The organism is Frigoribacterium sp. AC759 (genome assembly GCF_979256015.1).
In genome coordinates this window covers 1-25,564 of the sequence record NZ_CEEDMT010000002.1, presented here as the reverse complement: position 1 = coordinate 25,564, position 25,564 = coordinate 1, and the positions used below count along the sequence as shown (strand labels likewise).

General features: G+C 72.2%; 25 protein-coding genes. 8 read left to right on the top strand and 17 right to left on the bottom strand.

Features of this window, described 5'->3' with window-relative positions:
- Positions 1-78 precede the first annotated feature (78 nt).
- Positions 79-2,028, top strand: coding sequence for a Stk1 family PASTA domain-containing Ser/Thr kinase (gene pknB / locus ACZ6JE_RS03015; RefSeq protein WP_464318305.1), 1,950 nt, complete (start codon positions 79-81; stop codon positions 2,026-2,028).
- 91 nt (positions 2,029-2,119) lie between these two features.
- Here pknB and ACZ6JE_RS03010 read toward each other — a convergent pair whose 3' ends face one another.
- The 3 genes from ACZ6JE_RS03010 to ACZ6JE_RS03000 form a co-directional block, all read right to left on the bottom strand.
- Positions 2,120-3,490 carry a class II 3-deoxy-7-phosphoheptulonate synthase gene (locus ACZ6JE_RS03010; RefSeq protein ID WP_192060457.1) on the bottom strand — a complete coding sequence of 457 codons (1,371 nt, stop codon included), beginning with the start codon at positions 3,488-3,490 and terminating at the stop codon, positions 2,120-2,122.
- Between the two features lie 55 nt (positions 3,491-3,545).
- Positions 3,546-4,235 carry a lysophospholipid acyltransferase family protein gene (locus ACZ6JE_RS03005; RefSeq protein ID WP_192060458.1) on the bottom strand — a complete coding sequence of 230 codons (690 nt, stop codon included), beginning with the start codon at positions 4,233-4,235 and terminating at the stop codon, positions 3,546-3,548.
- Between the two features lie 64 nt (positions 4,236-4,299).
- Positions 4,300-5,250, bottom strand: a complete 951-nt coding sequence (locus ACZ6JE_RS03000) for an ROK family glucokinase (protein ID WP_243213970.1) — start codon at positions 5,248-5,250, stop codon at positions 4,300-4,302.
- A gap of 102 nt (positions 5,251-5,352) precedes the next feature.
- On the opposite strand from ACZ6JE_RS03000, the gene ACZ6JE_RS02995 reads away from it, so the two are divergent.
- The gene (locus ACZ6JE_RS02995; RefSeq protein ID WP_192060460.1) at positions 5,353-7,191 is read left to right on the top strand and encodes an AMP-dependent synthetase/ligase; all 1,839 of its coding nucleotides are present in this window, start codon (positions 5,353-5,355) and stop codon (positions 7,189-7,191) included.
- 20 nt (positions 7,192-7,211) lie between these two features.
- Here ACZ6JE_RS02995 and ACZ6JE_RS02990 read toward each other — a convergent pair whose 3' ends face one another.
- The gene (locus tag ACZ6JE_RS02990) at positions 7,212-7,709 is read right to left on the bottom strand and encodes a peptide deformylase (RefSeq protein ID WP_192060461.1); all 498 of its coding nucleotides are present in this window, start codon (positions 7,707-7,709) and stop codon (positions 7,212-7,214) included.
- Between the two features lie 93 nt (positions 7,710-7,802).
- On the opposite strand from ACZ6JE_RS02990, the gene ACZ6JE_RS02985 reads away from it, so the two are divergent.
- Positions 7,803-8,615, top strand: a complete 813-nt coding sequence (locus tag ACZ6JE_RS02985; RefSeq protein WP_192060462.1) for a ParA family protein — start codon at positions 7,803-7,805, stop codon at positions 8,613-8,615.
- Between the two features lie 119 nt (positions 8,616-8,734).
- Here ACZ6JE_RS02985 and ACZ6JE_RS02980 read toward each other — a convergent pair whose 3' ends face one another.
- The 3 genes from ACZ6JE_RS02980 to ACZ6JE_RS02970 all read right to left on the bottom strand — a co-directional run bounded on the left by ACZ6JE_RS02980 (position 8,735) and on the right by ACZ6JE_RS02970 (position 10,627).
- Positions 8,735-9,283: a MerR family transcriptional regulator gene (locus ACZ6JE_RS02980; protein WP_192060463.1), complete on the bottom strand. Its 549-nt coding sequence runs from the start codon at positions 9,281-9,283 to the stop codon at positions 8,735-8,737.
- A gap of 157 nt (positions 9,284-9,440) precedes the next feature.
- Complete coding sequence (ftsR, locus tag ACZ6JE_RS02975; protein ID WP_192060464.1) at positions 9,441-10,139, bottom strand: transcriptional regulator FtsR; 699 nt, start codon at positions 10,137-10,139, stop codon at positions 9,441-9,443.
- Positions 10,139-10,627 (bottom strand): FHA domain-containing protein, encoded by a 489-nt coding sequence (locus ACZ6JE_RS02970; RefSeq protein WP_192060465.1) that lies wholly within the window; start codon positions 10,625-10,627, stop codon positions 10,139-10,141. The genes ftsR and ACZ6JE_RS02970 overlap by 1 nt, the downstream gene beginning before the upstream one ends.
- Positions 10,628-10,858: 231 nt before the next feature.
- On the opposite strand from ACZ6JE_RS02970, the gene ACZ6JE_RS02965 reads away from it, so the two are divergent.
- Entirely contained in the window at positions 10,859-12,358 is a 1,500-nt protein-coding gene (locus ACZ6JE_RS02965; RefSeq protein ID WP_464318191.1) for a S1C family serine protease, read from the top strand.
- A 58-nt stretch (positions 12,359-12,416) separates the two neighbouring features.
- Here ACZ6JE_RS02965 and ACZ6JE_RS02960 read toward each other — a convergent pair whose 3' ends face one another.
- From ACZ6JE_RS02960 to ACZ6JE_RS02950, 3 genes are read right to left on the bottom strand one after another with little or no spacing between them, the layout of a single operon-like run.
- Positions 12,417-13,310 (bottom strand): NUDIX domain-containing protein, encoded by an 894-nt coding sequence (locus ACZ6JE_RS02960; protein WP_243215762.1) that lies wholly within the window; start codon positions 13,308-13,310, stop codon positions 12,417-12,419.
- Between the two features lie 30 nt (positions 13,311-13,340).
- Positions 13,341-14,291: a DnaJ domain-containing protein gene (locus ACZ6JE_RS02955; protein WP_464318190.1), complete on the bottom strand. Its 951-nt coding sequence runs from the start codon at positions 14,289-14,291 to the stop codon at positions 13,341-13,343.
- A 46-nt stretch (positions 14,292-14,337) separates the two neighbouring features.
- The gene (locus ACZ6JE_RS02950; protein ID WP_464318189.1) at positions 14,338-14,772 is read right to left on the bottom strand and encodes a PGPGW domain-containing protein; all 435 of its coding nucleotides are present in this window, start codon (positions 14,770-14,772) and stop codon (positions 14,338-14,340) included.
- Between the two features lie 187 nt (positions 14,773-14,959).
- Between ACZ6JE_RS02950 and ACZ6JE_RS02945 the strand changes: the two genes are divergently transcribed.
- Positions 14,960-15,823, top strand: a complete 864-nt coding sequence (locus tag ACZ6JE_RS02945) for an aldo/keto reductase (protein ID WP_464318188.1) — start codon at positions 14,960-14,962, stop codon at positions 15,821-15,823.
- Between the two features lie 110 nt (positions 15,824-15,933).
- Positions 15,934-16,485 carry a YbhB/YbcL family Raf kinase inhibitor-like protein gene (locus ACZ6JE_RS02940; protein ID WP_464318187.1) on the top strand — a complete coding sequence of 184 codons (552 nt, stop codon included), beginning with the start codon at positions 15,934-15,936 and terminating at the stop codon, positions 16,483-16,485.
- Here the strand turns inward: ACZ6JE_RS02940 and ACZ6JE_RS02935 are convergent.
- On the bottom strand, positions 16,451-16,942 hold the full coding sequence (locus ACZ6JE_RS02935) for a hypothetical protein (protein WP_464318186.1): 492 nt from the start codon (positions 16,940-16,942) through the stop codon (positions 16,451-16,453). The two genes, ACZ6JE_RS02940 and ACZ6JE_RS02935, sit on opposite strands and share 35 nt — an antisense overlap.
- 3 nt (positions 16,943-16,945) lie before the next feature.
- Positions 16,946-17,461 carry a hypothetical protein gene (locus ACZ6JE_RS02930; protein WP_320478867.1) on the bottom strand — a complete coding sequence of 172 codons (516 nt, stop codon included), beginning with the start codon at positions 17,459-17,461 and terminating at the stop codon, positions 16,946-16,948.
- Between the two features lie 73 nt (positions 17,462-17,534).
- On the opposite strand from ACZ6JE_RS02930, the gene ACZ6JE_RS02925 reads away from it, so the two are divergent.
- Together ACZ6JE_RS02925 and ACZ6JE_RS02920 are read left to right on the top strand one after the other, a co-directional pair.
- Positions 17,535-18,308, top strand: a complete 774-nt coding sequence (locus ACZ6JE_RS02925) for an EI24 domain-containing protein (protein ID WP_320478866.1) — start codon at positions 17,535-17,537, stop codon at positions 18,306-18,308.
- Complete coding sequence (locus tag ACZ6JE_RS02920; RefSeq protein ID WP_192060472.1) at positions 18,305-19,165, top strand: aldo/keto reductase; 861 nt, start codon at positions 18,305-18,307, stop codon at positions 19,163-19,165. The genes ACZ6JE_RS02925 and ACZ6JE_RS02920 overlap by 4 nt, the downstream gene beginning before the upstream one ends.
- 98 nt (positions 19,166-19,263) lie before the next feature.
- Here the strand turns inward: ACZ6JE_RS02920 and ACZ6JE_RS02915 are convergent, their stop codons facing one another.
- The 5 genes from ACZ6JE_RS02915 to ACZ6JE_RS02895 form a co-directional block, all read right to left on the bottom strand.
- Positions 19,264-20,739 carry an NCS2 family permease gene (locus ACZ6JE_RS02915; RefSeq protein ID WP_464318185.1) on the bottom strand — a complete coding sequence of 492 codons (1,476 nt, stop codon included), beginning with the start codon at positions 20,737-20,739 and terminating at the stop codon, positions 19,264-19,266.
- A 54-nt stretch (positions 20,740-20,793) separates the two neighbouring features.
- On the bottom strand, positions 20,794-22,320 hold the full coding sequence (locus ACZ6JE_RS02910; RefSeq protein WP_464318184.1) for an ATP-binding protein: 1,527 nt from the start codon (positions 22,318-22,320) through the stop codon (positions 20,794-20,796).
- On the bottom strand, positions 22,317-24,158 hold the full coding sequence (locus ACZ6JE_RS02905) for a 5-oxoprolinase subunit B/C family protein (protein ID WP_464318183.1): 1,842 nt from the start codon (positions 24,156-24,158) through the stop codon (positions 22,317-22,319). Before ACZ6JE_RS02905 ends, ACZ6JE_RS02910 begins: the two co-directional genes overlap by 4 nt.
- On the bottom strand, positions 24,155-25,039 hold the full coding sequence (locus ACZ6JE_RS02900; protein WP_464318182.1) for a LamB/YcsF family protein: 885 nt from the start codon (positions 25,037-25,039) through the stop codon (positions 24,155-24,157). The genes ACZ6JE_RS02905 and ACZ6JE_RS02900 overlap by 4 nt, the downstream gene beginning before the upstream one ends.
- 118 nt (positions 25,040-25,157) lie before the next feature.
- Positions 25,158-25,564: DoxX family protein (locus tag ACZ6JE_RS02895; protein WP_464318181.1), on the bottom strand; the 407-nt coding region annotated here is incomplete at its 5' end.

The following is a 25,564-nucleotide window of genomic DNA, read 5'->3' as shown; positions in this document are numbered from 1 at the left end:
TCCGGCCGGTGATTCGGAGCGACCGGCGGCCCGCAGCACCGTAAAATCGGCGCCGTGAGCGTGAACCAGACTGACCCGATGATCGGCCGGCTCATCGACGATCGGTACCAGGTCCGTTCACGGATCGCGCGTGGCGGGATGGCCACCGTCTACCTCGCGACCGACCTCCGACTCGAGCGCCGCGTCGCGATCAAGATCATGCACGGCCACCTCGCCGACGACGCCTCGTTCAAGGAGCGCTTCATCCAGGAGGCGCGCTCGGCGGCACGCCTGGCGCACCCGAACGTCGTCAACGTCTTCGACCAGGGCCAGGACGACGACTCCGCCTACCTGGTGATGGAGTACCTGCCGGGCATCACCCTCCGGGAGCTGCTGCAGGACCACAAGGTCCTCACCCCCGAGCAGGCGATGGACATCATGGAAGCCGTGCTGGCAGGTCTCGCGGCCGCGCACCGCGCGGGCATCGTGCACCGCGACCTCAAGCCCGAGAACGTCCTGCTCGCCGACGACGGCCGCATCAAGATCGGCGACTTCGGGCTGGCCCGGGCGGCGACGGCCAACACGGCGACCGGGGCCGCCCTGCTCGGCACCATCGCCTATCTCTCGCCCGAACTCGTGACCCGGGGCATCGCCGACACGCGCAGCGACATCTACGCCCTCGGCATCATGCTCTACGAGATGCTGACGGGCGAGCAGCCGTACAAGGGCGACCAGCCCATGCAGATCGCCTACCAGCACGCCAACGACACCGTTCCGGCTCCCGGCATCGTGAACCCGTCGGTGCCCGTCGAACTGGACGAGCTCGTGCTCTGGGCCACGGCTCGCGACCCCGAGCACCGTCCCCGCGACGCGCGGGCGCTGCTCGACCAGCTGCTCGACGTCCAGCGCGCGCTGGCCGACCCCTCCGGCCCCCCGCCGAACCGCACGATGGTCCTCCCCTCCGCCGCGGCGACGGCGGTGCTGCCGGGCTTCTCGGCGGCGGGCGCGACGGGCGACACCGAGGTCGTGCCCAGAGCCCGCCACCGGACCGGACCGGTCGGCCCCGCCACCGAAGACGGCAACGCCGACCGCCTGCAGGCTCTCGCCGCCCGTCGACACCGGCGCGGGGCGATCTGGCTCGTCGTCGTGGTGGTGCTCGCGCTGCTCGCCGGCGGCGCGGGTTGGTACTTCGGCTCCGGCCCCGGCGCTCAGGCCCAGGTTCCCGATGTCTCGGGGCAGGACCCGGCGGTCGCTGCCGCGCAGCTCATCGACGAGGGCTTCACGGTGGCCCCCGACAACCGCAGCGACTTCTCCCCCGTGGTGCCGGCCGGCCAGGTCACCGCCACGGACCCGCAGGCGAGCACCGCCCTGCAGAAGGGGTCGACGGTGACCCTCGTGGTGTCGCAGGGCCCCCGGCAGATCGCGATCCCGGAGGTGCTCGGCGCCACCCTCGACGCGGCCCGGGCGGCTCTGTCCGACTTCTCCGTCGAGGAGCCCGTCCGTCAGTTCGACGCCAAAGACGAGGGGACAGTGATCGGCATCGCCGGCGTCGGCGGGGACGGGAACGCGGTCGGCCTGTCGGCTGGAGCCGAGTACGGCGAACAGCAGCCGATCACGCTGACCGTGTCGCTCGGCCCCGTGCCCGACGTCGTCGGCCAGACCCTGGAAGACGCCCAGTCCGAGCTGACCGGGGCCGGTCTCGTCGGCACGCAGTCGGGCAGCGAGTACAGCGGCGAGATGGAGGCCGGGTCGGTCATCCGCGCCCAGCCGACGGAGCAGGGTCCGGTCACACCCGGTGACACCATCGACCTGGTCGTCTCGGACGGCCCGGCTCCGGTCACCGTCCCCGACGTCACCGGTCAGACCATCGACGACGCCACCGCGCAGCTCGAGGCCCTCGGCCTCTTCGCCGACTTCGACGACTGCCTCAACTTCACCTGCGCCTTCTACGACTGGAAGGCCTCGCTGCCCGTCACCGCCACCGACCCGGCACCCGGGAGCGTCGTGGCGGCAGGGTCGACGATCAGGCTCAGCTACCGGGTCGAGTGAGACTCCTCGGCGGCGCGACCCGCGCCTCCTGAATCGACGACGGGCCCCTGCCGGGAATCGACAGGGGCCCGAGGCGACGAGGAGGTGCGGGTCAGTTCGCCGCGAGCTCCTCCGCCACGAGGAACGCCAGCTCGAGCGACTGCATGTGGTTGAGGCGCGGGTCGCAGAGCGACTCGTACCGCGTCGCCAAGGTTGCCTCGTCGATGTGCTCGGAGCCGCCGAGGCACTCCGTCACGTCGTCGCCGGTCAGCTCGATGTGGATGCCGCCCGGGTGCGTGCCCGCGGCGCGGTGCGCCTCGAAGAAGCCCTTGACCTCGTCCATGATCTCGTCGAAGCGACGGGTCTTGTAGCCCGTCGGCGTGGTCAGACCGTTGCCATGCATCGGGTCGCTGACCCAGAGCGGAGTCGCATCGGCCCTCGTGATCGCCTCGAGCAGCGGCGGCAGGGCATCGCGGATCTTCTTCGCCCCCATGCGGGTGATGAAGGTCAGACGACCGGGCTCGCGCTCGGGGTCGAGCTTGTCGATCAGGCGCATCATGTCGTCGGGCGTCGTGCTCGGCCCGAGCTTGACCCCGATCGGGTTGCGGACGCGCGACAGGAAGTCGACGTGGGCGCCGTCGAGGTCGCGGGTGCGCTCGCCGATCCAGACGAAGTGCGACGACAGGAGGTACGGGTCGCCCGTGCGGGAGTCGATCCGTGTCATGGGGCGCTCGTAGTCCATCAGCAGCCCCTCGTGGCTGGTGTAGAACTCGACGCGCTTGAGCTCGTCGAAGTCGGCCCCGGCGGCCTCCATGAACCGGATGGCCTTGTCGATCTCCTTCGCCAGGTGCTCGTACGCGGCGTTCGCGGGATTGGCCGCGAAGCCCCGGTTCCAGCTGTGGACCTGACGGAGATCGGCGAAGCCGCCCTGGGTGAAGGCTCGGATGAGGTTTATCGTCGATGCCGAGGTGTGGTACCCCTTGACCAGTCGAGCCGGATCGGCCCGACGCGACTCGGGGGTGAAGTCGTAGCCGTTGACGATGTCGCCGCGGTAGGCCGGGAGGGTCACGCCGTCGCGCGTCTCGTCGTCGCTGGAGCGGGGCTTCGCGAACTGACCGGCCATCCGGCCCATCTTGATGACGGGCATCGAGGCGCCGTAGGTGAGGACGACCGCCATCTGGAGGATGGTCTTCACCCGGTCGCGGATCTGATCGGCGGTGGCCCCGGCGAACGTCTCGGCGCAGTCGCCCCCCTGGAGGAGGAACGCCTCGCCGCGGGCCGCCGAAGCGAGCCTGGACCGGAGGGTGTCGACCTCGCCCGCGAAGACGAGCGGCGGCAGGGTGGCGATCTCGGCGGAGGCCGCCTCGACCGCCGCGGCGTCGGGCCACGACGGCTGCTGCTTGATGGGAAGGGTGCGCCAATAGTCGAGACCCTCGACGACGTCGGTGTCGGACGTGGCGAACGGTTCTCTGGGCTGGGTCACGGTCTTCCTTGCGAGCGTAAGCGGGCTCGGGGTCGAACGACCCCGACGAGCGAGCCTACCGCGAAGACCCCGAGCGCTTCTCTTTGACGCTGGAGGCGTACACGTCGGCGTACTCCTGACCGCTCAGGGCGTTGAGCTCGTACATGATCTCGTCGGTGATGGAGCGGAGGATGAACCGGTCGCCCTCCATGCCCTCGAAGCGGCTGAAGTCCAGGGGCTCGCCGAAGACCACGCCGACCCGACGGATCTTGGGGATCTTCGTGCCCGTCTTCATGACCTTCTCGGTGTCGATCATCGCCACGGGGATGACGGGCACGTGGCCCTCGAGGATCATCCGGGCCACACCGGTGCGACCGCGGTAGAGGCGACCGTCGGGGCTGCGCGTGCCCTCGGGGTAGATGCCGAGCTGCTCGCCGCGGCTCAGAACCGAGAGACCGGTGGCCAACGACGCCTCCGACGCCTTGCCGCCCGACCGGTCGATGGACAGCTGACCCGTCGCCGTGAAGAACAGCCGCATGGCCCAGCCCTTGACGCCCTTGCCGGTGAAGTAGTCGCTCTTGGCGAGGAACGAGATGCGTCGGTCGAGGGCGATGGGCAGGAAGATCGAGTCGACGAACGAGAGGTGGTTGCTGGCGAAGATCACCGCGCCCGTCTCGGGCACGTGCTCGGCACCCCGGACCCAGGGCCGGAACACCGAGAGCACCAGGGGTGTCGCGATGAGTGTCTTCAGGAACCAGTAGAGCATCGATGCATCTCTCGTCGGACGATGGTGCGGTGGGCGGTTCCGATCGCGGAGCGACCGGTTCGGATCAGAGCCCGGTGGCGTGCAGCCGGGCGAGGTCGGCGGCGCCGACGACGCCGGCGTCGTTGACGAGCTCGGCGATGACGAAGTCGGGCTCGGGGTGATAGCCCCGCGCCGGGAGGTGCGCGAGGTACGCCTCGCGGACGGGAGCGAGCAGCAGCTCCCCCGACTGGGCGACGCCGCCGCCGAAGACGAAGACCTGGGGATCGAGGACGACGGACAGGGAGGCGGCGGCCTGACCCAGCCAGCCGCCCAGCTCGCGGAGCGCCTCGACCGCCCCCGGATCGCCCTCCTTGAGGAGCTCGCCGACGTCGTGACCGGTCAGCTCGCCCCGGGACTCGCGGACCGCTGCCAGAGCGGCGCCGGCACCGGGGCGGTCGGCGACCTCGCCGGCCATGCGGAGGAGCGCCCGGCCCGAACCGTACTGCTCGATGCACCCGCGGGCACCGCAGCCGCACGGGAGACCGTCGGGGACCACGCGCAGGTGACCGAGCTCGCCGCCCGTCCCGAAGCCACCGCGCAGGAGGCGGTCTTGAGCGACGATCGCCCCGCCGACGCCCGTGCCGATGGTGAGCATGGTCATGTCGCTCGCGAGTCGCCCTGCGCCGAAGCGGAACTCGGCCCAGCCTGCGGCGTTCGCGTCGTTGTCGATCGTGATGTGCAGGTCGAGGCGCTCGGACAGCAGCGCCCGGAGGGGCTCGTTCCGCCACGCGATGTTCGGCGTGTAGTAGACGGTCGACTGGGCCGCGTCGATGAATCCGGGGGCGGCCACGCCCGCGGCGACGACGTCGCCGTGCTCGGACTGCAGCGACGTGATCATCTCGACGACGGCGTCGACGATGGCCTTCGAGTCGCCCGCCGGCGTCGGCACCCGCCTCTCGGCGACGATCTCGCCCAGCTCGGTGACGACGCCACCCGCGATCTTCGTTCCACCGATGTCGATTCCGATTGCCTGCACGAGGATCGAGTCTATCCCCGGCCCCCGCTCGGCCAGGCATCCCGCTCCGACGGGCTCCCCGCTAGGGTGTGGGGACCATCGTTCGGTACCGAAGGAGCTGCCGTGAACGAACACACCGTCCCCCTCGCCCTGGAGCCCGACGTGAACGCCAACGCGACCGACCTCTTGATCGATCGCGCCGAGGCCACGCCCGACGCAGCACTGTTCGCCGTCCCCGACGGCGTCGGAGGCTGGTCGGACGTCACGGCCGCGGAGTTCCTCGCCCAGGTCCGCGCCCTCGCCAAGGGTCTGATCGCCTCGGGCATCCGGCCCGGCGACGCCGTCGGGCTCATGTGCCGGACCCGCTACGAGTGGACTCTCGTCGACTTCGCCACCTGGTTCGCCGGAGCCCTGCTCGTACCGGTGTACGAGACCTCGTCGCCTGCCCAGGTGCATTGGAACCTGAGCGACTCGGGGGCCGTCGCGCTCATCCTCGAGACGGCCGACCACTTCGCCCGTTTCGACGAGGTCCACCCCGAGCTGCCCGAGGTCGCCCACGTCTGGCAGATCGATCTCGGAGATCTCGACAAGCTCGCGGCCGCAGGAGTCGACGTCGCCGACGACGAGCTCGAGCGCCGCCGGTCCGCCGCCGGGCCGAGCGATCTCGCGACCATCATCTACACCTCCGGCACCACCGGGCGGCCGCGGGGCTGCATGCTCACCCACGCGAACTTCGTCGAGACGAGCCGCAACGCCGCGCACGCCATGTCCGACGTCGTCGCACCGGGGTCGTCGACGCTCCTCTTCATCACCACCGCGCACGTCTTCGCGCGCTTCATCGCCGTGATGTCCGTCCATGCGGGCGTCCGGGTCGGTCACCAGGCCGACACGAAGCAGCTGCTGCCGTCTCTCGCGTCGTTCAAGCCGTCGTTCCTGCTGGCGGTCCCCCGCGTGTTCGAGAAGGTCTACAACTCCGCCGAGCAGAAGGCCGAGGCCGGCGGCAAGGGCGCCATCTTCCGTCGTGCCGTCGCGGTCGCCATCGCCCACAGCAAGGCGCTCGACGAGGGCGCCGTGCCCCTGGGGCTGAAGCTGCGCTTCGCCCTGTTCGACCGACTCGTCTACAGCAAGCTGAAGAAGGCCATGGGCGGGAACATCCGGTACGCCGTGTCGGGCTCCGCGCCGCTCGGCACGAGGCTCGGACACTTCTTCCGCAGTCTCGACATCCGGATCCTCGAGGGGTACGGACTCACCGAGACCACCGCGCCGGCATCGGTCAATCTCGTCTCGAAGTTCAAGATCGGCACGGTCGGCCCCGCGCTGCCCGGCGTCTCGATCCGCACGGACGACGACGGTGAGATCTCCGTGAAGGGCGAGAACGTCTTCGCCGGCTACTGGAACGACCCCGAAGGCACTGCCGAGGTCCTGTCGGACGGCTGGTTCCGCACCGGGGACCTCGGCTCCCTCGACGCCGACGGCTATCTCACGATCACCGGCCGCAAGAAGGAGATCATCGTGACGGCCGGTGGCAAGAACGTCGCACCGGCCGTGCTCGAGGACCCTATTCGCGCCAACCCCCTCGTCGCTCAGGTCGTCGTGGTCGGAGACCAGAAGCCGTTCATCTCGGCGCTGGTGACGCTCGACACCGAGATGCTGCCCGTGTGGTTGAACAACGCCGGTGAGGCCGCCGACATGCCGCTCGCCGAGGCGGCGGAGCATCCCGCCGTGATCGCGGAGATCCAACGGGCCGTCGACGAGGCGAACACCGCGGTCTCCCGCGCCGAGTCGATCCGCAAGTTCATAGTGCTCCCCACCGAGTTCACGGAGCAGAGCGGCCATCTGACGCCGAAGATGAGCATCAAGCGCGCCGTCATCGTCAAGGACTTCGCGCCGCAGATCGCGGACCTCTACACGGTGTACCCCAGCACCGACTCGGTCCGGACGGTCACCGAGCCGAAGCGCTGAGTCGGGCGCCCGGTCGTCGATCAGGCTCTCCACCAGTCGCTCATGCGGATCTCCCGCAGAGCCTCGCGTCGCGTGGCCGGCTCGAGGGTCATGACGTAGAGCGTGCCGTCCAGGTGATCCGTCTCGTGCTGCAGGGCCTGGGCCATCAAACCGGTGCCCTCGAGCACGACCGGCTCGCCGTCTAGGTCCACGCCTTCGACCCGGGCGTACGACCAGCGCGGAGTCGGGAACCAGAACCCGGGCACCGAGAGGCACCCCTCGTCGACGAGCTCGCGCTCACCCGACGTCTCGACCAGCACGGGGTTCAGCACGTAGCCGACGTCGCCGTCGACGTTGTAGCTGAACGCCCGGAGGTTGACGCCGATCTGCGCCGCCGCCACACCGGCACGGCCCGGCTCGCGGACGGTGTCGAGCAGGTCTGCGACGAGCGACGCGAGCCGCGGGTCGCCGATCGTCACGGGATCGGAGGGCGACCGGAGGACCGGGTCGCCGAACAGACGGATGGATCTCACGCTCACGGCGTGCACCTCCAAGGTGGGAGTGGCAGGGGAATCCAGGTCGCCGACGTGGCTTTTAGGTGCTTCAACAGTAGTGAAGGTATCGTGTGGCTCGTGCATGTACTCAGCGTCAGCTCTCTCAAGGGGGGCGTCGGCAAGACGACGGTGACGCTCGGACTCACGTCGGCCGCCTTCGCCAAAGGCCTCAGAACCCTCGTCGTCGACCTCGATCCGCAGTCGGACGTCTCGACCGGTCTCGACATCACCGTGGCCGGCCACCTCAACGTGGCCGACGTCCTGGCCTCGCCGAAGGAGAAGACCGTCCGAGCCGCCATCGCTCCGAGCGGTTGGACGAAGGGCAGCCAGGGCAAGGTCGACGTCATGATCGGCAGCCCGTCCGCCATCAACTTCGACGGCCCGCACCCGTCGATCCGCGACATCTGGAAGCTCGAGGAGGCGCTGGCCAACGTCGAGGCCGATTACGACCTCGTCCTGATCGACTGCGCACCCTCGCTCAACGCGCTCACCCGCACGGCATGGGCGGCCTCCGACCGCGTCACGGTCGTGACCGAGCCCGGCCTCTTCAGCGTCGCCGCGGCCGACCGCGCGCTCCGTGCCATCGAGGAGATCCGTCGAGGTCTCTCGCCGCGCCTCCAGCCCCTCGGGATCATCGTGAACCGCGCCCGGGTGCAGTCGATCGAGCACCAGTTCCGCATCAAGGAGCTCCGCGACATGTTCGGCCCGCTCGTCCTCAGCCCGCAGCTGCCCGAGCGCACGTCATTGCAGCAGGCGCAGGGTGCGGCCAAGCCGCTGCACGTCTGGCCCGGCGAGAGCGCCCAGGAGATGGCGCGGAACTTCGATCAGCTGCTCGAGCGCATCATGCGGACGGCCAAGATCGGCGACTACGCCGAGCCCGCGACCCGCTGATCGTCGCAGCCGGCGGCGCCCACCGCTGACACGAGAAGAGCCCCCACCGGCCGGTGGGGGCTCTTCTCGTCATCTGGCCGGTTTCGTCGGTCTCGGACGACGCACGGGCGCCGGGTGGGTCAGCTGGCGCGGGAGTCGCGACGGGCCGCGAGCTCGTCGGACGGGTCGGCGGCCGGCGTGCTGTCGAGCTCGACCAGGCTGGTCTCGACCTCGCGCAGCACCTTGCCGACGGCGATGCCGAAGACGCCCTGGCCGCGGCTCACGAGGTCGATGACCTCGTCGTCGGAGGTGCACAGGTAGACGCTCGCACCGTCGGACATCAGCGTCGTCTGGGCCAGGTCGCTGACACCGGACTCGCGGAGCTGGTTGACCGCGGTGCGGATCTGCTGGAGGGAGATGCCGGTGTCGAGCAGTCGCTTGACGAGCTTGAGGACGAGGATGTCGCGGAAGCCGTAGAGCCGCTGGGAGCCGGACCCCGCCGCGCTGCGGATGGTCGGCTCGACCAGCCCCGTACGGGCCCAGTAGTCGAGCTGGCGATAGCTGATGCCGGCGGCTCGGGCGGCGACCGTGCCCCGGTAGCCGCTGTCGGCGTCGAGGTCGGGCATCCCGTCGGTGAACAGCAGCCCCAGCTCGTAGCGGGACCCCTCGGGGGAACCTGACTCACTCATGCCGTTGCCTTCCGCTGTGTTCTGCCCAGACCCGGAACGTTCAACGTCGGGTTGATGGTTTGACCTGGACCCACGGTACCCATATGGGAACCTCGACCAGGCGACATTCGCGTGGAGACCTCGGCGTGTCGAGGATATTCGCCGCGCGGCCGCGCGTCTACGTGTCGAGACGGTCGAGGGCCGACCGGACGAGGGAGCGGCGGACGACGTCCAGCTGCTCGGCGAGCTCGCGCGACAGCTCGGCCACGCGGGCTCGACCCGCGGCGTCGCGACGCCGGGCCACCGAGGCGACGGCCGACTCGATCAGATCGAGCTCGCGTTCTGCGGCGACCCGGACGGTGCGGAGGTGCCGGGGCTCGATACCGGTCTTCCGCAGCTCGACGAGGGCGGCGAGGACGGTCACGGACTCGTCGCCGTGGTGCTCGACGGCGGGGATCAGCGACGCGGCGACCGCGTCGTCGAGGAGCGCAGGGGTCGCCCCGGTGCGGGCGATGAGCTCGTCTCGCGAGAGTCGTCGAGGGGACGTGACCAGCGACACGCCGCCGGCCCCCGGGGGCAGTGCGGTAGGACGACCGGCGTCGAGGTCGGCCAGGTGCTGCCGGATGACTTTGAGCGGTAGGTAGTGGTCGCGCTGGAGGCCGAGGATGAAGCGGAGACGCTCGACATCGGCGGGTGAGAACTTGCGGTAGCCGGATGGGGTCCGCACCGGGGTGACGAGCTCGCGTTCTTCGAGGAACCGCAGCTTGCTGTTGCTGAGATCGGGGAACTCCGGCTTGAGTCGCGACAGCACCTGCCCGATGGTGAGGAGATCCGTCTGCCCGGTCTGCGGCGACCGAGCGGCGGCGGGTCGGGGCACTACTGGATCGCCAGGTGCGCCAGGTCGACGCGTGATGCGTAGAACGTCAGACGGAACTTGCCGACCTGTACCTCGGCACCGTCGCTCAGCAGGGCCTCGTCGATGCGGACGCCGTCGAAGTAGGTGCCGTTCAGCGAACCGAGGTCGACGACGCTGAAGGAGGTGCCCTGGCGACGGAACTCGGCGTGCTTCCGACTGACGGTGACGTCGTCGAGGAAGATGCCGGCATCGGGGTGGCGACCGGCCACGGTGACATCCGAGTCGAGGAGGAAGCGCGCGCCGATGTTCGGGCCGCGACGGACGACCAGCAGCGCCGAGCCGGACGGGAGCGCCGCGACGGCATCGCGCTCGTCGGTCGAGACGCCACCCTCGAGGGCCGCCAGCTGCGCCTGGAACTCCTCGTTGAAACTCAGGGTGGTGTCGACCTCGCGATGGGCGCCCTGAGCACCGGGGTGCTCGCCGGGTACCTGATTGGCGTGCTCTGCCATCGTGGACCTCCTTCGGCCTCCCAGCGTATCGGAAGTCGGGACCTCGTCCGCAACGTCGGAGGCGGAACGGCTCTCGCGGAGGACGGCGTCATCCCGGAGACGGACCGGCACGCACCTCCTGGGCTGGCCCTCACGGAACTCCCCACGGCCTCCGAGGTGAGTCATAGGGATTCCATGGGAACGGGAGCTTCTCTTGTCTCACCGCACCACCACCGCATCTGGAGGCACCCCATGAACGACCACGAGAGCGACACGACCGACGGAACCGACGGCGCACCCGGACGCCCCACCGACGACGCGACGACGACGCCGGCGCCGACGCCGACAGCCCCGGCGGACGCCCGCACGCTGCCCCACGTCACCGGATCGTCGGACGCACGCTACGTGAACGCGCCGTCGTCGACGGTCGCGCACGACACGGCCCACCAGTCGTACGACGCGAGCTCGGCCGCGGGCCCGACCACCGCCTCCGGGACGGAGTCGGTCCCCGCCGCGTTCGCACGCCCTCGGGAGACCCGCCGCCCGAAGCGCTGGATGCTGCTGACCGGCGCGGCCGCGGCCCTCGTGCTCGGCGCCGGCGGGGCGGGAGGCGCGGCCTACGCCATCGGGCACACCGCCGGCATCGCGGCGGCCCAGGCGGCGTCGCAGCAGCAGTCGATCGAGCTCGCCCCGCAGTACACGTCGCCCGAGGGCGGGACGGGCACGTCCCCGTTCGGAGACGGCCGGGGCAGCGGCGGGACGCAGGGCGGCACCGGCGACGGAGCGCAGGGCGGCACGCAGGGCTCCTCGGGCGGCGCCGAGTCGAGCGCCACCGCAGCCACGTCGGACGAGACGGCCGGCGTGGTGACGATCGTCTCCACCCTGAACTACGACGACTCGTATAAATCGGCGGGCACCGGCATGATCCTCGACGCCGACGGGCTCATCCTGACGAACAACCACGTCGTGCAGGGCGCCACGAGCATCGAGGTGACCGACGAGACGACCGGGCGCTCGTACACCGCCGACGTCGTGGGGACCGACGCCACGAACGACGTCGCCGTCCTGCAGCTGCAGGACGCCTCGGGGCTCACCCCCGTGTCGTTCGGCGACTCCGACTCCGTGTCGGTCGACGACGCCGTGCACTCCACGGGCAACGCCGAGGGCACGGGCGACCTCGTGACCGCGGCGGGAAGCGTGCTCGCCACCGACCAGTCGATCCAGGTGCAGAGCGAGACGGGCACTGGCGGCGAGTCGCTCTCGGGCCTGATCGAGATCCAGTCCGACGTCGTGTCCGGCGACTCCGGCGGGCCGCTGCGCGATGCTGACGGCGACGTCGTCGGGATCGTGACGGCCGCCTCCTCGGGCACCACCCCGATCACGGGCTACGCCATCCCGATCGACGACGCGCTGAGCATCGCCAAGCAGATCGTCGCCGGGAACGGCAGCGACACGATCCGGATCGGGCTGCCGCCGTTCCTCGGAGCTCAGATCTCGCAGACCGCGACGGGTGCCGCCACGACCGGTGTGCCCATCGCCGGAACCGTCGCGGGCAGCGCCGCGGAGTCGGCGGGCCTCGTCGCCGGCGACACGATCACCGCGCTCGACGGCACCCCCGTCGCCGACGCGTCGGCTCTCACCGCGGCCGTGCAGGCCCACGAGTCGGGCGACAGCGTCTCGCTCGCCTGGACCGACGCCGCCGGCGCCTCGCACACCGCCACGGTCACCCTCGGCGACGGCCCCGCCGCCTGAGCCGCAGCACCATCGACGAGCCCGTCACCGCCCTCATGGCGGCGGCGGGCTCTCGGCGTCAGTCGCTGGCGAGAGCGTCGAGGAGGCGCCTCGGACCCACGACGCTCGCCCCGAGGCGCTCGACGCGACCGGCCAGCTCGCGGTCGGCCGTGACCACGACGACCCGCGCCTCCGGAGACCGCTGCGTCAGCTGCTCGACGTGGGCGACGATGGCCCCGTCGCCGTCGCCGGGGGCGCGCAGGACGTCGATCGCGGCGTCCGACGACTCGGCGGCCCGGGCCTCGCCCTCGAGCACCACGGTCGTCTCGGGCCACCACGAGGTCGGCGCACCGGGCCCCTGAGGCGACTCGTCAAGCACCAGCGACGCCGGCAGACCGACGGTCTGCGCCGCAGCCAGGCCGCCGAGGAGGCGCGTGGCCGCTCCCGCACGATCGCGCCACCACCCGTCGGGTCGCGAGCCGACGACGTTCGCCGCGTCGACGACCAGGCGCACGTCGAGATCGAGATAGCCCGCGAGCCCCGGCCAGGACGTCGCGAAGCCGGGGTGCAGCGGCAGGCCGTCGATCTCGGCGCGGGGCACCCACCGGAGCTCGAGGCTCTCGGCGTCGGCCACGACGGCGTCGAAGGGAGTCACCACGCGGGCGACGATGGTGGAGTACGACCAGAAGCCGAGATCGAGCGCCGAGGCGAAGAGCAGCCGCAGGGACTCCCCCGGGACGGCGGCCTCCTCGCCGCTCTCGCGGAGCGCGCCCTCGACCGCGGACTCGTCGAACTGGCGGGCGCCGCCGGGCAGGCCCCAGGTGCCGCCGAAGTGGCTCCACTCGGCACGATGCTGCAGCAGGACGCGGTCGTCGGCGTCGATGGCGAGCAGACCCGCAGCCCCCGCTCGGCCCCAGAATCGTCGGCCGTCAGGGCTCTCGACCCAGCCGTCGGCCGGTCCGTGGATGGTCACGGGTCGAGCTTGCCACATGCGCGCACGGCGTCAGACGAAACGGACGGTCTGCTGCAGACGATCACGGATCTCGAAGACGTCGGAGATCGTCGTGCGGTCGGACAGGTCGGGCCCGTGCCTCAGCACCTGCGGCAGCAGCGAGCGGCGGAGCACGAACGTGCCCCCGCGGCGACCCCGACCGGCTGGCTCGAGCGCGGCGGCGAAGTCGTCGTCGGGCACGACGATCAGCTGATGCGTGAACGAGACCCGGGTGTCGCGGCGCACGGCCCGAGCCTGACGCGTGAGGTCTCGGACGGGGTGCTCGTGCTCGGGGATGCCCGCGCCGACGAGCTCGCCCTTCGTCAGCGAGACCTCGCTGCCCCAGTCGGACGACTGGATCGCGAACAGTCCGGCGGGCCCGAGCACGATGTGGTCGAGCTTGCCCTCGGCGCCGGCGTCGACGTCGCTCCAGATCGTGAAGGCGATGCCGAGGTCGGTGACCGTGGCCACCGTGGCCTCTTCCGCCAGGGCGTCGGCGAGCACGTGCCGGATCTCAGGAGGCGCGGTGCGGACGAGTCGCTCGTCGTACGGGTCGTCGAGGGGGACGCCCCGACCGACCCACTCGCGCATGAGGCCGAGATACCGCTCGCGGTTGGCGCCGCCCGGATGCCCGTGGACGCGAGCCCGGGGCTTCGAGTCGGTGCGCGCGGTCTCCCGCGACGGCGGCGCCCAGCCGGGGGCGGTGCCCGCCGTGCGGGCGGAGGAGGACGAGGACGACGGGGAGGACGACGGTCGCCGACGGTCGTAGGCGGCCCTGGCCTCGGGGGTGCCGATCTGCTCCCACGCGAGCTGGAGGGATCGGAAGGCCGAGGCGCTGCCGCCGAGGTCGGGGTGGGTCTCGCGGGCGAGACGCCGGTAGGCGCGACGCAGGTCGTCGTCGGAGGCGGCGGCCGGGACGCCGAGCACCTCGTACGGGGTCGAGGAGGCGGGGCTGGGCGTCACGACGACGAGGATACCGGGGGGCGGCTGAACGAGTCGATGCGGGTGGTCAGCGGGTCGCCGGACCCGTCGACCGGCCCCCGCGAGCGGCCCGAGCCGCACGCCACGCGCGCCACCGCAGGAGGAGACGGTGCGCGAGGCGACGCAGCGCGAGCGAGATGCGGTGCGCGAGCGGGAACTCGGTGCCGAGGATGGCGACGCCGACGAACACGATCAGCCAGCCCGGACCGGGCAGCGGCACGAGGACGAGACCGAGCACGACGACGAACAGCCCGACCAGGGCCACCCCGACCTTGTACAGCCAGCGGAGCCGGGGGAACGCGTCGAGACGCGCCCGCTGCCGGCGGTAGGAGGCGCGGAACCGGCCGCCCCCGCCCGACGAGCCGGAGCCCGACGAGCCGGAGCCCGATCCGTCGGACCCCGAGGAGGTCGCGCGGACCATCGGCGTCGAGTGGCGCGGGTCGCCCGAGGCGTCGGAGATCATGTCGAGACCATACGGCGCGGCCCTGGCAGGGACCGCCGCGCCGACTGCCAAGCGGCTGAGTGGCGTGCCGTCGGGCGGTGGGAGGCGTAGTCAGGACGGATGCACGACATGCACCCCGCACGGACGGGGTGCGTCCCCGGGCACCGCGCGTCGTCGGAGGACGCCGCGTGGTGAGAAGGAGAGACCCATGAGAACGAGAACCATCGGAGACGTGACGGTCAGCGCCGTCGGACTGGGCGCCATGACCCTGTCGATCGAAGGGCGCCCCGACGAGCGTCAGGCCGTGGCCACGATCCACGCCGCGCTCGAGCAGGGCATCACCCTGATCGACACCGCCGACGCGTACCACCAGGCGGGCGCGCACGAGGTCGGTCACAACGAGGAGCTGATCGCGCGGGCGCTGGCCGGGTTCCACGGCGACACGTCGGACGTGCTCGTCGCCACCAAGGGCGGTCACCTGCGGCCGACGGAGGGCGCCTGGGCGCAGAACGGCGACCCGGCCTACCTGAAGGAGGCGGCCAAGGCCTCCGCGAAGCGCCTCGGTGTGGACGCCATCGGGCTGTACCAGTTCCACCGCCCGGACCCGGCCGTCCCGTACGCGGATTCGATCGGCGCGCTCGCCGAGCTGCTGGACGAGGGCGTCATCCGGATGGCGGGCATCTCGAACGCCACCGTCGAGCAGATCCGCGAGGCGAACACGGTGCTCGACAACCGCCTCGTCTCGGTGCAGAACCAGTACTCGCCGGCCTTTCGGTCGAGCGAGGTGGAGCTGGCCCTCTGCGACGAGCTCGGCATCGCCTTCCTGCCCTGGAGCCCGCTCGGCGGCATCACCGACGCCGCGGAGCTCGGCGCGAAGCACTCCGTCTTCGCCGAGATCGCCAACGCCCGCCGCGTGACCCCGCAGGTGCTGACGCTCGCCTGGGAGCTGGCGAAGTCGGAGCTCGTCATCCCCATCCCCGGCGCGCGCCGACCGCAGACGATCATGAACTCCGCGACGGCCCCGACGATCAAGCTGTCCGCCGACGAGATCCAGCGTCTCGACGCGGCCTGATGCCCCGGAGACCAGCGCCGACATCCCGCCGGCGCCGGTCTCGACGCAGCGCGGACACGACGACCGCCACCAAACGACCAGACCAGAACCGACCCGACCCGAGGAGCACCATGACCGAGTCCCACTTCGACCGCCCGTACGACATCATCGCCGAGGTGCCGTCGTTCGACCTCACGAGCACCGACGTCCGCGACGGCGGTGAGCTCGGCCGGGCCCAGGTCAGCGGCCTGATGGGCCCCGGGGGCGACGACGCCAGCCCGCAGCTGAGCTGGAGCGGCGCCCCCGACGGCACGAAGAGCTACGCCGTGACGGTCTACGACCCCTACGCCCCGACCGGATCGGGTTTCTGGCATTGGGCCGTCGCGGACCTGCCCGCGGGCACCACCTCGCTCCCCTCGGGTGCGGGCGACGACGAGGGGTCGGGTCTGCCCGACGGCGCCATCCAGCTGAGGAACGACGCGGGCATGGCCCGCTTCGTCGGCGCCGCGCCGCCCGCCGGGCACGGACCGCACACCTACTTCGTGGCGGTGCACGCCCTCGACGTCGAGACGTTGGGGATCGACGGCTCGGCCAGCCCCGCCTACCTGGGCTTCAACCTGCACTTCCACACCCTGGGGCGGGCCGTCATCAGCGCGACGTTCGAGGTTCCGGCCGGGTCGTGAACTCGAGACCCGAGTCGACCAGGGCGAAGTAGCCCTCGGGCGTCCGGTGCCAGAGGGCCCGGAGCGCCAGAGGGCCGCCGGTCATCCGGTCGAGGAGACCCAGCGCCCAGGTCTCGACGCCGAGCCGGTCGGTGATGTCGTCGTCCGGCGTCTGCCAGACCAGCACCACCTGGCGGGCCCGGACGCGGAGCCCCTGGTGCCGCAGCATGTCGACGAACTGGTCGAGTTCGGCCGCCCGCGGCAGGCGCGGGGCGTTGTGCAGGCGACCGGCCGGCGAGAGCTGCTCGCCGGCCTCGCCCAGGAACACGACGTGCACGACCTCGCGGTCGCAGGCCTCGGCGCAGAGCTCGGCGGCGTACGTGTCGGCCGTGTCGGGATCGGCGTCGGGGGCGAGGGCGGGCAGCCGCAGGTACTCGGGGTCGGGGTCGAGGGGGACCTCGGGGCCGCGGACTCGCACCCCTCAGCCCGCCAGGACGAGTCGTGACACGTCGGTCGGAGTCCGCCGCATCGGTGGATGGATCGTCAGCCCGCCGGGATCGACGCAGGAGAGGATCGCCTGGGCCCACCGCTGGTCGTCGAACGAGGCCGAGAGAGACTCGTCGTCGTTCTGCCAGACCAGCAGGACCGAGGCGGCCTCGACCCACCCGGCGACCTCGACGATGCGTGTGGCGTAGAGCTCCGCCTCGCCGCGGGTCGGCACGGCCGGGCATCCGCTGACGGCGATCGGCGGCGCGAGAGGGACGCCGTCGTCGTCGAGGTACATCCAGAGGATCGCGCGCATGTCGCACGGCTCGAGGCAGAAGTCGTCGACGAAGTCGGCCAGCTCTTCGTCGGTGGGCAGAGGGGCGAGGGTGGGTGGATACGTCTCGAGAGCTGTCATGGGAACGAGGATGCCCAGCACGGAGACCGCTTCGAGGCGGGCGACGGGGCGGTTGTGGAGAGGGTCGACGTCGACCGGATGGGGAGGGGAGGACACGGGCCGGGCTGTGGAGGACACAGGAGGACGGCATGACCGGACCCGCGCCTCCTCGGCTCGGTACTCTCTCGGGGTGGACGTGGTCAGGGAGTTCCTCGCCGGTGTCGGCCTGCTCGGACGCGGCCTGCGACTCTGGGGCACGTCGCCGCGCCTGATGCTGCTCGGCGCCGTCCCGGCGCTCGTCGTCGGCGCCGTGTTCGTCGCGCTCGTCGTCGTCGTGGGGTTCGCCGCCGACGACATCGCCGTGACCGTGACCCCGTTCGCGCAGGACTGGTCGGAGTGGGCGCGGACAGCCGCCCGCCTCGTCGCCGGGCTGGCCGTGACGGCGCTCGCCGTGCTGCTGGCCGTCGTCGCCTTCACCGCGGTGACGCTGCTGGTCGGCGACCCGTTCTACGAGCGCATCTGGCGTCGGGTCGAGGAGGGGGAGGGCGACGCCCCCGCCGAGGTCGACCGCGGCTTCTGGGCCGGTCTCGCCCGCAGCGCCGGCGACTCGGTGCGCCTGCTGATCGCCACCGGCGGAGTCGGGCTCCTGCTGTTCGCCGGCGGATTCGTGCCCGTGGTCGGCCAGACGGCGATCCCGGTGCTGGGCGCGCTGACGGGAGGCTGGTTCCTGGCGGTCGAGCTCACGGGCTACGCCTTCGACGCCCGGGGCCGGAGCCTTCGCGAGCGACGCCGGCTCCTGGCCACGCGGAGGGCCCGCACCCTCGGTCTCGGCACGGCCACCTACCTGCTCTTCTTCGTGCCCTTCGGAGCCGTCGCCGTCATGCCCGCCGCCGTGGCCGCCGCCACCCTTCTCTCCCGAGAGGTGCTCGCCCAGCCGCCCGGCGACTACCATCGCCCCGCATGACGACCCCCGCCTCCCCCACCAACCCGTCCGTGCCGCTTCCCGACGGACGCGTCGTGCCCGCACTCGGCCAGGGCACCTGGCGACTGGGCGACGATCCCCGCCGCCGAGACACCGAGATCGCAGCACTGCGCGCCGGCATCGACGCCGGCCTGACGCTGATCGACACGGCCGAGATGTACGGGCAGGGGGCGTCGGAGAGTCTCGTCGGCGAGGCGGTCGCCGGTCGGCGCGACGAGGTGTTCCTCGTGAGCAAGGTGCTGCCGGGGAACGCCTCGCGCCGCGGCACGATCGAGGCCTGTCACGCGAGTCTCGGGCGACTGGGCGTCGAACGGCTCGACCTCTACCTGCTGCACTGGCGCGGCGGGCACCCGCTGACCGACACCGTGGAGGCCATGGAGGCGCTGGTCGCCGAGGGATCGATCGGCGGCTGGGGGGTCAGCAACTTCGACGTCGACGACATGACCGAGCTCGTCGGCCCCGCCGGGGGCGTGAACGTGCAGACGAACCAGGTGCTCTACAACCTCGCCCACCGCGGGCCCGAGTTCGACCTGCTGCCCTGGGCGCGCGACCACGGCATGCCGCTCATGTCGTACTCCCCCGTCGACAGCGGTGAGCTGCTCGACCACCCCGTGCTGACGTCGGTCGCCGCCGACCTCGGGGCCGCACCGGCGCAGGTCGCGCTCGCCTGGGTGCTTCGACTCGCGCCCGACATGCTCGCGGCCGTCAAGGCCGGGACGACCGGGCACGCGCTCGAGAACGCCGCCGCGCTGGCCGTCGACCTCGACGATCAGGCGTTCGTGCAGCTCGAGCGGGCGTTCCCGGCCCCGTCGGGACCGGTGCCGCTCGAGATGCGCTGACCCGCGCCTCCTCGGCTCGGGCGTCGCCGGGTCGACGACTCGCTCACCGGTGGGTCGCCCGATCGCCGCCTCGCCGACCGGCGACGGGCAGCAGTCCGCTACCGAGCCAGCAGAGCCTCGATCGGCCCGCGCACGAAGTAGACCAGGAACCCGGCGGCGACGATCCACAGCAGCGGGCTGATGCCCCGCGCCTTGCCCGAGAACGCCCGGACCAGCACCCAGCTGATGAAGCCCGCGCCGATGCCGTTGGCGATCGAGTAGGTCAGCGGCATCACGATGATCGTGAGGAAGACGGGCAGGGCGACGGAGAAGTCGGTCCAGTCGATGTCGCGGATCTGCGAGACCATCAGCGCACCGACGATGACGAGCGCCGCCGAGGCGACCTCGAGCGGCACGACCTGCGTGAGCGGCGTGAAGAACATCGCGAGGATGAAGAGCAGACCGGTGACCAGCGAGGCGAACCCGGTGCGCGCACCCTCGCCGATTCCCGAGGCCGACTCGACGAACACCGTGTTCGACGACGAGCTGGTCGCCCCGCCGGCGACCGCGCCGATGCCCTCGACGACCAGCGCCGAACGCAGCCGCGGGAACGTGCCCTTGTCGTCGGCGACCTCGGACGCCTTCGCGAGGCCGGTCATGGTGCCCATGGCGTCGAAGAAGTTCGTGAAGACCAGGGTGAAGACGAGCATGACGGCCGAGAGGACGCCGATGCGGGCGAAGGCGCCGAAGCTGACGTCGCCGATCAGCGACAGGTCGGGGAGGGCGATGATCTGCGTGGGCAGCACGGGGGCGTTGAGGTTCCACTTGTCGGCGTCCTGACCGAGCGACGGCCCCACGCGGAAGATCGACTCGAGCACGATCGACACGATCGTCGTGCCCACGATGCCGATGAGGATGGCGCCCTTGACGCGACGGGCCATCAGGACGGCGATCGCGATGAGTCCGATCACGAAGGTGAGCGTCGGCAGGCTGGCGATCGAGCCGGCGTCGCCGAGCTGCACCGGCGGCGAGGCCGATCCGCTCGGGCGCACGAAGCCGGAGTCGACGAGACCGATGAAGGCGATGAAGAGGCCGATGCCGACCGTGATCGCGGTCTTGAGGGCGGCTGGGACGGCGTTGAAGATCAACCCGCGGAGGCCCGTGACGGCGAGGATCGTGATGACGAGGCCGTTGATGACCACCAGCCCCATCGCCTCGGGCCAGGTGACGTCGTTCACGACGTTGACGGCGAGGAACGAGTTGATGCCGAGCCCTGCGGCGAAGGCGAACGGGAGGCGCGCGACCGTTCCGAAGAGGATGGTCATCACCCCCGCGGTGAGGGCCGTGACCGCGGCGACCTGGTCGTTCTGCAGCCAGCCGCCCGTGACGTCCTGTGCCGCCTGGTCGGCGCTGAAGCCGCCGAGGATCAGCGGGTTCAGGATGACGATGTACGCCATCGTGACGAAGGTCACGATGCCGCCGCGGAACTCCCGTGCGAACGACGAACCTCGGGCCGTGATCTCGAAGTACCGATCGAGACGGCCGGCGGGCCTCGTGGGTGTCGTGGCGGGGCCGGTGGGCGCGGACGTGGTCATGAGGCGACTCCGAGGTGGGGGACGTGGCCCGACGGCCGCGGGCAGACGCCCATCTTAGAGCGGCGGCGGATCGCCCTCCGTCGTCGACGCCGCGACGAGGGCGGCCACGACCTCGGACGACGCCAGCGCGGCCGACAGGGCGACCTCGACCCGCCTGCCGTCGACCTCGATCCAGCTGCGGACGGGGCCCGGCTCGCGACCGCCCGGCGGCGTGGCGACCGCGAGGGCGTCGAGGCCGTCGAGCTCGGTCTCGATCCAGCGGGTGTGCACCCCGAACCGCCCGTCGCCGGCGGTGAAGGCCTCTTCGTCGAGCAGCAGACGGTGGAACGGCGCGGTCGTCGCCGGCCCGACGACGTCGAGGTCGGAGAGCGCTCGTCGGGCCCGCCGCAGCGCCTCGTCGCGATCGCGACCGCTGGCCGTGACGGTCAGGAGGAGCGAGTCGCGCCCCGCAGGCACCGCGCCGCCGGACACCACGCCGGGATCGACCCGGACCCCGGGGCCGCCGGGCAGCGACAGGGCCGTGACCGCGGCGTCGGTCGGCAGGAAGCCCCGCCCAGGGTCTTCGGCGGTGACGCGGAAGGTGATGCTGTGACCGAGCACCGGCGGCTGGTCGCCGACCTCGAGGGGCCGGTCGGCAGCGACGAGCAGCTGCTGCCGGACGAGGTCGACCCCCGTCGACTCCTCCGTCGCGGCGTGCTCGACGGCCAGGGCCGTGCCGAACTCGAGGAACGAGACCGCACCGGCCTGCGAGACGAGGAACTCGACCGTGCCGGCCCCCCGGTAGTCGACCGCACCCGCGATCGACCTTGCGGTCTCGACGACCGTGTCGCGCTGGGCGTCGGTCAGGAACGGCGCGGGCGACTCGGCGACGAGCTTCTGATGACGTCGCTGCACCGAGCAGTCGCGCACGTCGACGACGACCACCCCGCCGCGGCCGTCGCCGAGCACCTGGGCCTCGACGTGCCGCGGCCGGTCGACGTACTGCTCGACGAAGCACTCGCCCCGACCGAAGACCGCCGCCGACTCGCGCACCGCGGAGTCGAAGAAGTCGGCGACCTCGTCGAGGCGGCGGGCGACGCGGAGGCCCAGCCCTCCCCCGCCGTGAGCGGCCTTCAAGGCGATCGGCATGCCGTGCCGCTGAGCGAACACGACGGCGTCGGAGGCGCTCTCGATCGGCCCCGCCGTGCCGACGACCAGCGCCGCGCCGACCGAGTCGGCGAGGGCGCGCGTGGCGATCTTGTCGCCCAGCGTCTCCATCGTCTCGGGGGTCGGGCCGATCCAGGTCAACCCGGCGGCGACCACGCGGCGCGCGAACTCGGCGTTCTCGGAGAGCGGGCCGCAGCCGGGGTGGACGGCGTCGGCTCCGCTGCGACGAGCGACCACGATCAGGGCGTCCATGTCGAGGTAGGCGTCGAGGGCGTCGCCGGTGTCGAGGGCCCACGCCTCGTCGGCCGCACGGACGTGGAGGGCCTCGGCGTCGTCGGTCGCATGCACCGCGACCGAGCCGAGGTCGAGCTCGGCGCAGGCGCCCGCGATGCGGACGGCGATCAGACCGCGCTCGGCGATGAGGACCTTCTTCACGCCTCGTCACCTCGCTCGGGCACGGCGGCCGGCGGACCGACCGGTGCGGTGTCGTCGGCTTCGGACCCGGCCCCGGCCCCGGCCCCGGCCCCGGCCCCGGGCGACGAGGCTGCGGCGGCCGCCGCAGCGGCGCGGCCGGTCAGCGCCGGGCCGGGCACGGCGCGGAAGCGCACCCGGGCGCCGATCGGCACCTGAGCGGCGCGATCGAGCTGATCGCCGACCACGCAGGCGACGACCGGGTACCCGCCGGTGACGGGGTGGTCGGCCATGAACAGGACCGGCTGCCCGTCGGGCGGGATCTGCAGGGCGCCCGAGACCGTGGCCTCGCTGTCGAGCTCGTCGGTCACGGCGCGGTCGAGCGGGACCGCGCCCTCGAGCCGGAGCCCGATGCGGTTCGACTGCGGCGTGACCGTCCACTCCTGCTCGGTCAGGCGGGCGAGCGCCTCGTCGGTGAACCAGTCGTCACGGGGTCCCAGCACGACGTCGAGGAACGTCACCTCGTCGGGCCCCGAGACGTTCCGCTGCACGTGAGGGGCCGCGGCGGCCACCGACTCGGACCACCCGCGAGCCACGACGAGCTCGTCGCCCGCCTGCAGGCGCTCGGGTCCGAGCCCGGCCAGGACGTCGCCTGACGCGCTGTCGAGCACCGGGTCGACGAGCCAGCCGCCGCGGACGGCGAGGTACGAGTAGACGCCCCGAGGAGGCGCGCCCACCTCGAGCACGTCGCCGTCGTCGAGCGCGAAGGGGGCTCCGACGACGCCGGTGATCCGGTCGCCGCCGCGGTCGACGGTGATGGCGACGGGCGCCCCGGCGATCGCGACGACGAGGTCGCCCCGAGCCGTGGCCACGAGACCCCCGTAGGCCATCTCGAGGGCCGGGGACCCGGTGGACGAGCCGACGAGCCGGTTCGCCTCGCGGAGCGCCCGGTGGTCCATCGCGCCCGATCGCGAGACGCCGAGACCCGACCGGCCGGGGCGCCCCAGGTCTTCGATGATGCTGAACGGCCCGGGAGCCGACACGACGAGCGCGCGGGTCGGCGACACTGCCGGGTCCGCCGCGTGCTCGACCGTGGCGGCCCGGAGCGCGACAGGAGCGGTCGTCGGGGAGCCGACCCGCGCCTCCTCGGTGCGGTCGTCGCCGTGGGGCGTCGTGACGCCGTCGAGATCGACGCCGCCCTCGCGCTCCGGCACGGCGACGAAGCGGACGCGCATGCCCGGCTGCAGGAGGGCGGGGACGCGCTCGGAGAGATCCCACATCGGGACGGTCGTGCGACCGAGGAGCTGCCAGCCGCCCGGGCTCTCTCGCGGGTAGACGCCGGAGAAGCCCGCGGCGAGGGCGACGGCGCCCGCGGGCACGGCGGTGCGCGGGACGTCCCGCCGGGGCACGTCGAGAGCCGGGTCGCCGCCCGAGAGGTAGGCGAAGCCGGGCGCGAAGCCGGTGAACGCGACGGTGTGCACGGCGTCCGTGTGCCTCCGCACGACCTCGTCGACGCTCAGCCCGGTGAGTCGCGCCACCTCGTCGAGATCGGCCCCGTCGTAGTGCACGGGGATCTCGACGAGTCGACCGCTGGTCGCCGCGTCGCGGGACTTCGGCAGCGATCGGATCACCGCGAGCAGCGACCGCACAGGTAGGAGGCTGGGCAGGAACCGCACCGCGACCGTCCGCGCCGCGGGCACGACGTCGAGCAGACCGGCGACGGGCTGCGCGAGCAGCGCTCCGAACAGCGCCAGCGACTCGTCGAGCCCGCCGGTCTCGATCAGGATGCCGTCGGTGCCGAGCGGGAGCACGCGCAGTCGCGCGATCGCCGACTGGAGGTCGACCCCGTGATCGTCGCTCACGACGGCGACCCGGCGGCGGAATCGGCCGAGGGCTGGAGCGGGAACGGGAGCGCTGCGGTCTGCGCCGCCGGCGGGACGGCGGCCTCGGTGGCCGCGACCTGACGCGGGACGGCGACGAACGAGCGGACGTCGACGCCCGCCGCCTCGAGAGCCGTGCGCAGCCCGGCGGCGATCGCGACGGCGCCGGGGGTGTCGCCGTGCACGCAGACCGACTCGGCGAGCAGTTCGAGATCGGTGCCGTCGACGGCCCGGATGCGCCCCGTCTCGACGAGCCGCAGCACACGGTCGACGATCTCGGCGGGGTCGTGAAGCACGGCGCCGGGGTCCGTGCGCGGGACGAGTCGGCCGTCGGGCGTGTAGGCCCGGTCGGCGAAGGCCTCGGCGATGGTCGACAGCCCCGCCTCGGTGGCCCGGGTCAGCAGCGGCGAACCCGCCAGGCCCACGAGCACCAGGCCGGGGTCGACCCGCGTGACGCCCTCGACGACGGCATGGGCGTGCCGCTGACCGCGCTCGTCGTCGCCCGCGATCACCGAGTAGAGCGCGCCGTGCGGCTTGACGTAGCGGACCGTCGCCCCGACCGACGCCGCGACCCCGGTCAGCGCACCGATCTGGTAGACGACGTCGCCGACCAGCTCGGCCTCGGAGGCGTCGACGAAACGGCGCCCGAAGCCCGCGAGATCCCGGTACGAGACGTGGGCGCCCACGGCGACGCCGCGACGGTGCGCCGCGTCGACCACGGCGGTCATGGTGAGGGGGTCGCCCGCGTGGAACCCGCAGGCGACGTTGGCGCTCGTGACCGCGGCGAGCATCGCGTCGTCGTCGCCGAGAGTCCAGCGACCGTAGCCCTCGCCGAGATCGGCGTTCAGGTCGATGGTCGTCATGCGGGGCCTTCCGTGCGGCTCGGGCGGTGCGTCGGGATGCGCAGAGGGGTCGCTCCCCACCGTAGCGGGGTCGGCGCGCCGACTGCTGGGCGCCGCCGGGCCGCCGGTGCGTCGCGGATCAGGAGGCGCGGCGCACGAGCAGCGCCCGACTCACCAGCGGCCACTGCAGGGGCAGCCGCGCGATCGCGATCGCGGTGCGCACCGAGGAGGCGCGGCCGCTGCGGACGGATCGGCCCGCCATCGACACGTTGGCCGGGAACACGGCGACGAAGAGCGCCGCGGCGAGGGTGCCGCCGAGACGTCGGGTCGGCCGCGACAGCAGAGCCGCCGCGATGCCGATCTCGGCCACGCCCGAGACGACCGTGTAGGCCCGGGCGGGGCCGGGGAGGACGCGGGGCACGATCGAGTCGTAGACCGCGGGGCGGACGAGGTGCAGGACCCCGCTGACCCCGAGGGCCGCGGCGAGCGCCCGTGCCGTGGTGCGGGCACGGTCGGCGTCGGGGTGGGTCGCCCGGGAGGCGGGGC